General features: G+C 46.2%; 8 protein-coding genes. 5 read left to right on the top strand and 3 right to left on the bottom strand.

What is annotated here, in order from left to right; genetic code table 11:
• Positions 1-132 precede the first annotated feature (132 nt).
• Entirely contained in the window at positions 133-699 is a 567-nt protein-coding gene (locus QUA50_RS01700; RefSeq protein WP_333267159.1) for a transposase, read from the top strand.
• A 558-nt stretch (positions 700-1,257) separates the two neighbouring features.
• Positions 1,258-1,812, top strand: coding sequence for a GNAT family N-acetyltransferase (locus tag QUA50_RS01705; protein WP_333398233.1), 555 nt, complete (start codon positions 1,258-1,260; stop codon positions 1,810-1,812).
• A gap of 191 nt (positions 1,813-2,003) precedes the next feature.
• On the opposite strand, the gene psbA is transcribed toward QUA50_RS01705, so the two are convergent.
• Together psbA and QUA50_RS01715 are read right to left on the bottom strand one after the other, a co-directional pair.
• Positions 2,004-3,086, bottom strand: coding sequence for a photosystem II q(b) protein (psbA, locus tag QUA50_RS01710; RefSeq protein WP_333148960.1), 1,083 nt, complete (start codon positions 3,084-3,086; stop codon positions 2,004-2,006).
• A gap of 197 nt (positions 3,087-3,283) precedes the next feature.
• Positions 3,284-5,029, bottom strand: a complete 1,746-nt coding sequence (locus QUA50_RS01715) for an alpha/beta hydrolase (RefSeq protein ID WP_333260889.1) — start codon at positions 5,027-5,029, stop codon at positions 3,284-3,286.
• 287 nt (positions 5,030-5,316) lie between these two features.
• Here QUA50_RS01715 and QUA50_RS01720 point away from each other — a divergent pair, with 287 nt between their 5' ends.
• Complete coding sequence (locus QUA50_RS01720) at positions 5,317-6,297, top strand: Npun_R2479 family HD domain-containing metalloprotein (protein WP_333260906.1); 981 nt, start codon at positions 5,317-5,319, stop codon at positions 6,295-6,297.
• 403 nt (positions 6,298-6,700) lie between these two features.
• Entirely contained in the window at positions 6,701-8,932 is a 2,232-nt protein-coding gene (gene ligA, locus QUA50_RS01725; protein WP_333260886.1) for an NAD-dependent DNA ligase LigA, read from the top strand.
• 164 nt (positions 8,933-9,096) lie between these two features.
• Here the strand turns inward: ligA and QUA50_RS01730 are convergent, their stop codons facing one another.
• The gene (locus QUA50_RS01730; RefSeq protein ID WP_333260882.1) at positions 9,097-9,276 is read right to left on the bottom strand and encodes a hypothetical protein; all 180 of its coding nucleotides are present in this window, start codon (positions 9,274-9,276) and stop codon (positions 9,097-9,099) included.
• Positions 9,277-9,288: 12 nt separating this feature from the next.
• On the opposite strand from QUA50_RS01730, the gene QUA50_RS01735 reads away from it, so the two are divergent.
• Positions 9,289-9,702 (top strand): hypothetical protein, encoded by a 414-nt coding sequence (locus QUA50_RS01735; protein ID WP_333260880.1) that lies wholly within the window; start codon positions 9,289-9,291, stop codon positions 9,700-9,702.
• The last annotated feature ends 2 nt before the right edge of the window (positions 9,703-9,704 follow it).

Consider the following 9,704-nt stretch of genomic DNA (forward strand, 5'->3'; position numbering starts at 1 on the left):
CGAGATTTAGGAAGAAACCCGGTTTCTGACTCCCGCGCTCCTCCAAGAAACCGGGTTTCTGCGATAATTTTGGCATCGTCACCAATATCTAGGAAGAAACCCGGTTTCTGAACCCCACGCAGAGATTACAATATGCCACGTCGCCAAGTTATCCTCCAAGCGGGTAATTACTACCATGTTTATAACCGAGGTAATGACCGTCAGCTTATTTTTTTTAAACGAGAAAACTATATTTATTTTTTACGCCAATTAAGAAACCATCTGATTATTAATGGTGTCGATATCATTGCTTATTGTTTGATGCCGAACCACTATCATTTATTAGTTTACCTAAAAACCGATCGTTTTTCAAAGCTGATGCAGGCGTTTACTCTGTCCTATGCCAAGGCTATCAATAAACGCTATCACAAGGTCGGTTCACTGTTTCAGGGCAGATTTCAGGCGATTCATGTAGATAGAGAAGAATATTTATTACATCTCACTCGCTATATTCACTTAAACCCTGTATGTGCTAATATAGTTGAAAAAGCTGAGGAGTGGGAATTTTCCAGCTATCAAGAATATATCGATCTGCGCCGCGGAAGCTTGCCTAAAATAGATGGAGTGCGATCGCAATTTCAGTCAGGAGATGCTTATCGTTACTTTTTAGAAGATTCAACTAGCGATCGATTAATCCAGCATTTAACCTTTGAAGAATAGCCAAAATCCAAGAAACCGGGTTTCTGCGACAATTTTGGCATCCCCACGCCCGATTTTGGAAAGAAACCCGGTTTCTGACTCCCCACAAGGAAACCCAAAATCCACTCTTCTTTCTCATCCCTTTGCCGATCTAAATTACTGTGAATTCACTCCAAAGTTTGCAAGGTTTCCAAAATAGACAGTTCTCAGATATGGGGTACTGACTAGCAAGATCGCTCCTTTTTAAGAAGTCGTAATATTCCTCAAAAGACAAGTTTTCGTTCTTTTTATAGTCAATCATCTTACTTACTCAAATTTTTCCTTAAATTACTGCATATTTTTTTTAAAATAAATAAACAATATTCTCAGAACTTTCCAGTATCTATCAGGCTACCTGGAAGTTATTTGCGATCGCCCACAAGTGCAGACATAGCTACAGTCATGATATTGTCCGAAGGATCTCGCCCCTAAAATATTTACAAAACTAAATCTGGTATGCGATCTATATCTAGCTGTTAGAATAGACAAACCTGAGCGTTAAAATCGCAAATGTATGACAGCGTTCCTACACACTATGCTATGGAATATCTAACTTTTAGAGAAGCCGATGGAGAGGACATACAGGCGATCGCCAATATTCACAATTCTCATGCGCGCGGTCAAAATACGTCGCTCGATCGCGGCTTTTTGCTAACACAAATTACTGAAGATGAGATTGTCCAAAGCTTAAATAATTCATGCAAATATTTTGTCTCAGCTAAAACCGATGGGGAAATTGTGGGATTTGTGGCTATATCACAACCCCAAATATCAGATGAAATCTTGGATAAAATTATCTGGAAAGATGAGGTTTTTAAGAAAAGAGTCACCAGCGATAGGCATTTTTATCTCGCAAGAGTAGCAACCAAGTTAGATTGGATGGGTAGAGGTGTGGCTCAATTTATGTATAACGAAATTTATCAAGTTTTTCCAAATTCATTGATTTCGCTGTTTATTGTTACCCAGCCAATAGCTAATACTCGTTCCCTAATGTTTCACGAAAAACAGGGATTTGAACAAATAGGAACTTTGCAAATTGACCGATTTCTAGATTTAGAAAATTATGAATGTATTGTGATGTTTAAAGAAACTTGAATTTATCATGAGTGAGTCTCCCACGAGAAGCCGACATCAATCCAGCCTAACAGGAATTACCAGAAGCGAGGGACTCGATATAACTTCCTTGGCTGCTGGGATACTTCGCCTCCCCGCAGTAAAAATATTTTTCCCAAAACAAAAAGCGCCCCTATTTCTAGGAGCGCTTTTTGTTAATCAAAAACTAAAACTTAGCCATTGATGGAAGGAGCAACCATTGCTACTGGAGTGACTTCACTAGCAGCCAAATCAAGCGGGAAGTTGTGAGCATTGCGCTCGTGCATTACTTCCATACCCAAGTTAGCGCGGTTGATGACATCAGCCCAAGTGTTGATAACGCGACCTTGAGAGTCGATAATCGATTGGTTGAAGTTGAAACCGTTCAAGTTGAAAGCCATCGTGGAGATACCCAAAGCGGTAAACCAGATGCCTACTACTGGCCATGCACCTAACAAGAAGTGCAAGGAACGGCTGTTGTTGAATGAAGCGTATTGGAAAATCAAACGACCGAAGTAGCCGTGGGCTGCAACGATGTTGTAGGTTTCTTCTTCTTGACCGAATTTGTAACCGTAGTTTTGAGATTCGGTTTCGGTTGTTTCACGAACCAAGGAAGAGGTAACTAAAGAACCGTGCATGGCGGAGAACAAGCTACCACCGAAGACACCGGCAACTCCCAACATGTGGAAGGGGTGCATCAGGATGTTGTGCTCGGCTTGGAACACGATCATGAAGTTGAATGTGCCGGAGATACCCAAGGGCATACCGTCGGAGAACGAACCTTGTCCAATTGGGTAGATCAAGAATACTGCGGTGGCTGCTGCAACTGGTGCAGAGTATGCTACGCAGATCCAAGGACGCATACCTAAGCGGTAGGACAGTTCCCATTCGCGACCCATGTAGCAAAATACACCGATCAGGAAGTGGAAAATTACCAGTTGGTAAGGGCCGCCGTTGTACAACCACTCATCGAGGGAAGCTGCTTCCCAGATTGGGTAGAAGTGCAAGCCAATGGCGTTGGATGAGGGAACAACTGCACCTGTGATGATGTTGTTACCGTACATTAAGGAACCTGCTACTGGTTCGCGGATGCCGTCGATGTCCACTGGAGGGGCAGCGATGAAGGCGATGATGTAGCAGATGGTGGCGCTCAGGAGGGTAGGAATCATCAAGACTCCGAACCAACCTACATAAATGCGGTTGTCGGTGCTTGTGACCCATTCACAAAAGCGTTCCCAGACGTTGGCGCTTTCGCGCTGCTGTAAGGTTGTTGTCATGGTTTTATGATTGCTGTATTTGGTTTTCAATGTTCGGATGATGTTTATATTATTACGCCTATCGTTAAGGTTTGTAAAGGGGTTTGACGACAGTTAAACTGATGACTGTGATTAGGAAAGCTGATGAAAGGAAAGAGATGGGCGATCGCCCCCGCACGAAAAGAGATGACAGCGTGCACGCGCGGCGCACCTCAACCCTAACGAACGGGAGCTATGGGAGGTGGAGAAGGTAAAGGAACAGGAGCGATCGCAGGTGGAGAGGCAGGGATGCGAGGAGGTCGAGAAATCCTGAACTGCAGGAGTTGCTGGGGGGTGAGCGATCGCAAAATTCTCAGTCCGAGAGTGTCTCTGGAGATGCTTAAAGCGTAGGATGGCTCCAAATACGGGCGGAAATTGGATTTATTGTTCAAATAGCTTTCCATGAACGCTAGGCTGAGTCCGCTGAGGTAGCGGCGGGCTAAAGCTGGTTCGGGCCCGATCGCCTGTGGTGGTGGCAGAAATAGGCTTTGAGGGGATTCCTCGATCGTTGAGAAGTGAGTCCCGTTGTTCATCAGTACGAGATATTTGTTGGGCGATGTCAGCCATGTGAACGGTTGAATTTGTTCGAGCAAAGCGGGGGCGACTGTATCGGCGCTGCCTGCGATTAGCATGACTGGGATTTGGATTTTGCTGAGGTTTGTTTCTCCGAGAATGCTGCTGGCGATCGGGTTGACGGCGATCGCAGCTTTGATGCGCGGATCGCCAAAATTGTACTGGTTGCGCTCTAAGCCGCGGGCGCGGCACTGCAACAGTAGGGAGAGGTTCCAAGTATCGTTTTCGAGTCCGCAATCTTTGTCTAGTTGTGCAAAATTAATCCCTGCCCCGGCTAATGCTAAAGCTGTATAGCCACCGAAAGACTGGCCGATGACGCCGACTCGCTGCAAGTCGAGCTGCCCTTGGTAGGCCGGATCGGTTGTAGAAAGTTCGGTTAAATAGTCGAGCAGGTCTTTGATGTCGAGGGGGCGGTTGACAAATTCTGCTGGTTCTGCTACTTGATTGGCTCTGCCTGTTACTAAGTCTTGGATTTGTTGGGCGTTGCTGCCGGGGTGTTCGGGGACGGCGACGGCAAAGCCATAGGAGGCTAGGTGTTTGGCTAAATATTGAAAGGAAATGCGATCGGAACCTAAACCGTGGGAAATTACTACTACTGGGGCCGGTTGCGGTCTCCGCTGTGGCAGGTAAATGTCCAGCTCAAAGGTGCGAGGGCGATTTGGACTCGTCAGAGTTACCGATGATTTTTTCCAAGTATAGGGGCCCGGTAGCTGGGGCTGCTGCATTTCGGCGGGCGGTATGGTGGGTTCTAAGGCTGCTTGTGCTTCGGACAACTGGGCGACTCCGGCGATCGTCTGATTGGAACGGTTGATCAGCGATGTCAGCTCGTTGGCGATACCCAAGGCGCGGGCGATGTCAATCCTGATGCCATAGGTGGGGAATTTCCGCAGCACGTTGAGTATGGTCAGGCCTTCTGGATCTGAGGCTGCTAAAATCAGGGCGGCTCGGATGGCATAAAATCCGGGCTGCCGAGCTTTGGTTTGAATTACTCGGCCCAAGCGTTTCAGCAGCACTTCTCCTTGAGGCGTGTAGAGAAATTGGGCGATCGTCACGTGGCTAATTTCAGCTTCCGCTTGCAGGGCGCTGCGAATCTCAGCTAGCTGAGATTCTTTGAGGTACTGAGCGAAGCCGTCCAAGTTCGAGTCTATTTTGCCTTCTTTGGCGAACAGTGCCAGGGACTCGATCGGAACTGATTCTTCTAGAGGCCCGTAAGTTACGTAAATTCGCTCGGCACCCATTGCCGGTGCGGCGGTGCAAAAAGCAGTGAATGCACACAATCCTAGGTATTTTTGGGCGATCGAGCGCCGAGTACCCAGGGCAGCAGTGGAGAGACTCCGAAACAGACAGTTCATAAGTTTGAAACCTAGGACTTCTAATAATTAATCAGTGAAACGATGTAAATTGTTTCACTAACATTTAATACCAAAAAATCGATCTGTTGCTTCGGATGCTTCCGAAATTAGGTTATCTTGGGAAGCATAGCCAAAAAAGCAATTTTCTGACCTGACAAGACTAGCTGAAATTTAAAATTCAACGCCGAGGGGTCAAACCTACTGGAATGCCCATTGATTATTTTTTCAGCAAGGCCAAGATATTTTCGATCGAGTTTGTAACTACAGCCTGAGTGAGAGAATTTATGATGTTCAATGCAACTGCTATCCTGATTGACGCTTTTGTGCAAGAGTTGCAGGCCGGCTACCGTCGCACCTACGGCAAGTACAAGCCTGACTACCCTGAAATTATCGCCTGGGCAGGGACTATGGCTCTGGAAAATATCGCTAATTGCGATGCTCTCTACCACAATGTGGAACACACAATGCTCGTGGCTTTGGTGGGACAAGAGATTCTCCGCGGCAAACATATTCGCGAAGGTGGAGTGTCGCCGGAAGATTGGCTGCACTACCTGATCTCGCTGCTGTGTCACGATATCGGCTACGTCAAAGGTGTTTGCCGCCAAGACCAAGAAGCTGTGGGACTATATGCTACGGGTATTGACGGTGGCATGGTTTCTGTGCCGATCGGGGCAACTTCTGCCAGTTTAACTCCTTATCATGTCGATCGAGGAAAACTCGTAATTGACGAACGCTTCGGCGGCCACACATTAATTGATGCCGAACAAATCAAGCGCAATATTGAATTGACGCGCTTCCCAGTTCCTGCTAGCGAAACTCATCAAGACAGAAACAATTATTCTGGACTCGCTAGAGCAGCCGATTTGATCGGCCAGTTGAGCGATCCAAATTACCTGCGAAAAATAAGTGCCCTGTTTTACGAATTTGAGGAAGTCGGCACTAATAAAATCTTGGGCTACAAGTCTCCGGGAGATTTGCGGCAAAATTACGCCAAGTTTTATTGGAATGGAGTTTTTCCCTACATTCCAGCAGCTTTGAACTACTTGGAATTGACCCAAGGAGGCAAACAAATTATTGCCAACCTCTACGCCAATGTATTTCAGGTAGAACACGCTGAACCGCTCGCTTTCACAAAGCCAAACGCTCACGAATTTACAAAATCCCGCGCCAATAGCAACTTGAACATCGAAAAAGATGGTGATAATCTTCAACCTTCAATGTCCGGGGAAAACAAGAAATTTACCGAGTTTCCAGACTTAAATTTGTGAGGGGTTACGCGCTGAATTGGGTATTTAGAAAGGCGAGTTAGTGGATTGTAAAATTGATAATTCTGCCTGAGAGGTTTGGCGCAACGTCGTTGGGCGTTCAATCAGTCGAAGGATTTGAAATTTACTCCATAGATGAATCGGGTAGGTTGAACAAGAGTCGAAAGTTTGGGCCGACTGGCAACTTTAGTCGGAAAGTAAGTATCCGTTTTTGGGCAGGGTGACAATTAGGATAAGTTTTGATTTTCTAGTTGCTATATCTTGGTTTTTAGCTCAAATTGACATTGCTCATCTCAAATCTAAAATCGGTCTGGCAGCAGAGAGGTTGCTCGATCCTTTTTTTTGAGCTAAAATGGAAAGTTATAATCAAAAATTTAACATCTAAAATCAAAAACCTTAAATCGATATGGCAGCAGAAATTCAGCAGCAAATTCAAAAGTTGAGGCAGCAGGTACAGGAAGCTAGCTATGCTTATTATGTTCTCGATGCGCCGATTATGCCAGATGAAGTGTACGATCGACTTTATCGCCAGTTGCAAGACTTAGAATCAGATTATCCCGAATTAATTACTGCGGAAAGTCCGACTCAGCGCGTGGGAGAACAGCCTGCTACTCAATTTTTTAGCGTCAAACACAATATTCCTCTCTACAGTTTGGAAAATGCTTTTAATTTTGAGGAATTTGCTAAATGGCAGGAACGCTGGCAAAGGGTAGCACCTCCCTTAACCTCCGGTCAAGAAGGAAATGCACCCCCCCTAACCCCCCCTTATCAAGGGGGGGGACTTGAGGGAAATGCACCTCCCCTAACCTCCGGTCAAGAAGGAAATGCACCCCCCCTAACCCCCCCTTATCAAGGGGGGGGACTTGAGGGAATAACATCTTCCATTAGCAATCAGGAAAACAGAGAAATTACTCCCCCCCTTAGCAAGGGGGGGTTGGGGGGGGTTTCCTATGTTTGCGAGTTAAAAATTGACGGTTCTGCTTTAGCGTTAACCTATGAAAATGGAATTTTAGTTCGGGGTGCGACGCGGGGAGACGGCATTGCCGGAGAGGAAATTACTCAAAATGTCAAGACTATTCGCTCGATTCCTTTAAAGCTCAATTTAGATAATCCGCCGCCTGTTGTGGAAGTGCGGGGAGAAGCTTTTTTGTCTTTAGCTGTTTTTGAGGAAATTAATCGGGAACGGGAAAAAGCGGGGGAACAATTGTTTGCTAATCCTCGCAATGCTGCGGCGGGTACGCTGCGGCAGTTGGATTCTAAAATTGTGGATAAGCGCAGGTTGGATTTCTTTGCTTATACTCTGCATTTAGATCGGGGTAACGAGGAGAACACGCAGTGGGATTCCTTGGAATTGTTGCGAAGAATGGGGTTTAAGGTGAATCCAAATCGCAAAATTTGCGATTCTTTGGATGAGGTTCGGGAGTATTACGAATATTGGGATACAGAGAGGCGGAATTTGCCTTACATGACGGATGGGGTTGTTGTTAAGATTAATTCGGTTGGGCTGCAAAAACAATTGGGTTTTACTCAGAGGTTTCCGCGTTGGGCGATCGCCCTGAAGTATCCTGCTGCCGAAGTGCCTACAATAGTAGAAGCTGTCACCGTGCAAGTAGGCAGAACCGGGGCTCTGACTCCTGTAGCGGAACTCAAACCGGTGCAGTTGGCGGGAACGACGGTTTCGCGGGCTTCTCTCCACAACAGCGATCGACTTTCCGACCTAAATCTCCATATTGGCGATACTGTAATTGTCAGAAAAGCTGGGGAAATTATACCAGAAGTTGTGCGAGTTTTGCCGGAACTTCGCCCCCAAAATGCTCAACTTTTTCAAATGCCTAGTTGCTGTCCCGAATGCGCGCAGCCTGTGGTTCGGGAAAAAGGGGAGGCCGTTACTCGCTGCATCAATACATCTTGTCCGGCGATTTTGAGGGGTTCGCTGATTCATTTTTGCAGCCGGGATGCTTTGGATATTAACGGTGTTGGGGAAAAGTTGGTGCAGCAAATGGTTGATAGCAATCTCGTGCATTCTGCGGCGGATTTGTACGATTTGACAGCGGAAAGATTGATGAGTTTGGAACGCATGGGTAAGAAGTTAGCAGAAAAGTTGGTAAGTGCGATCGCCCAATCGAAAAATCAACCTTATTCGCGGGTACTTTACGGCTTGGGCATCCGCCACGTCGGCAGCGTGAATGCTCAATTGCTGACAGAAAGGTTTGCCAATGTGGAAGAGTTAGCAGCGGTATCGGCGGCATCGATTGAGGGGGTTTACGGCATCGGGCCGGAAATTGCTCAAGCTGTTTATCAGTGGTTTAGAGTGCCGGCAAATCAAAGTTTAATTGCACGGTTGAAAACTGCGGGATTGCAATTGCAGTCAGAAGTGAAAAAGCCCAATTTAGCCAGCACAAATTTACAACTTGCAGGCAAAACTTTTGTGCTTACCGGAACTTTGCCCACCTTGAAACGAGATGAAGCTAAAGATTTGATTCAAAAAGCAGGAGGTAAAGTCACAAGTTCTGTGAGTGCTAAAACAGATTATGTGGTTGTGGGAGAAGACGCGGGTTCTAAGCTGGAAAAGGCTCAATCTTTGGGAATAAAACTACTTTCGGAATCTGAGTTATTGGAACTGCTATCGAAACCATAAATGGTTGGTGAAAGTCAATATATCTCTCTTTCCTCTTTCTCTGCGCCCTCTGCGGCCTCTGCGGTTCCCAAAAAAAGCTGATTCACTTGGGCCGTTTTCAAAGGGCATCGCCAACAATTCTATTGCCCTAGAAGCAAAATAGCCGATCCTCTTCGAGGACTCCGCTAACGCGAATTGGGCAATACCTCAAAAGGCATAGAAATCGCGCTCGCACTTGGTGAATATACATACTTCCCTGGCGGTGCTGCCCGAATCTGTTGTCGGTACAGGCGAGTTTTGCTAAAATTTGATAAAGTTTGCAATAGCGATCGCAACTGCCAGCTTAGCCAAATGCCAGCAATCATAGGAGATACATTATGTCGGAAATTCCAGCAGAACAAACACAAACAAACTTGCCAACTCCAGAAATAACTACCGAAAGCTCACTTTCTGGGGTGGAAAACGTGAAAAACAGTTTGGGAAACGTCCTAAATAGTTGGAAATTGAAAGTAGGATTAGGAGTTGCTGTACTGTTTGCAGTGTCGCTATTTGCTTTCTACTGGCAGCATATGATTGCAGTCGTAGGTATGAAGAGTTGGTCGGCGCGATCGGGAGCTAACCCGATCGAATGTATGGTAAGAGATACTAATAACGACGAGTATGTCAGTTGCAGCGCCCTCCTCGATCAGCAGATTGTTCCTCTTGAGTGCAGTGCGAGTTTGTTCAACATCGGTTGTCGAGTCAATTACGGAACTGCGGCCCCAAATCCGAGACAGATGAACCCTAGATAAGG

This window comes from Microcoleus sp. M2_D5 (assembly GCF_036701935.1).
GTDB lineage: Bacteria > Cyanobacteriota > Cyanobacteriia > Cyanobacteriales > Microcoleaceae > Microcoleus.

What these genes read in the sequence shown, in the direction of transcription:
- QUA50_RS01700 (WP_333267159.1), top strand. Translation starts at nt 133, where the DNA reads ATGCCACGTCGCCAAGTTATCCTCCAAGCGGGTAATTACTACCATGTT.
- QUA50_RS01730 (WP_333260882.1), bottom strand. Translation starts at nt 9,276, where the DNA reads ATGATTGCTGGCATTTGGCTAAGCTGGCAGTTGCGATCGCTATTGCAA.
- psbA (WP_333148960.1), bottom strand. Translation starts at nt 3,086, where the DNA reads ATGACAACAACCTTACAGCAGCGCGAAAGCGCCAACGTCTGGGAACGC.
- QUA50_RS01735 (WP_333260880.1), top strand. Translation starts at nt 9,289, where the DNA reads ATGTCGGAAATTCCAGCAGAACAAACACAAACAAACTTGCCAACTCCA.
- ligA (WP_333260886.1), top strand. Translation starts at nt 6,701, where the DNA reads ATGGCAGCAGAAATTCAGCAGCAAATTCAAAAGTTGAGGCAGCAGGTA.
- QUA50_RS01705 (WP_333398233.1), top strand. Translation starts at nt 1,258, where the DNA reads ATGGAATATCTAACTTTTAGAGAAGCCGATGGAGAGGACATACAGGCG.
- QUA50_RS01720 (WP_333260906.1), top strand. Translation starts at nt 5,317, where the DNA reads ATGTTCAATGCAACTGCTATCCTGATTGACGCTTTTGTGCAAGAGTTG.
- QUA50_RS01715 (WP_333260889.1), bottom strand. Translation starts at nt 5,029, where the DNA reads ATGAACTGTCTGTTTCGGAGTCTCTCCACTGCTGCCCTGGGTACTCGG.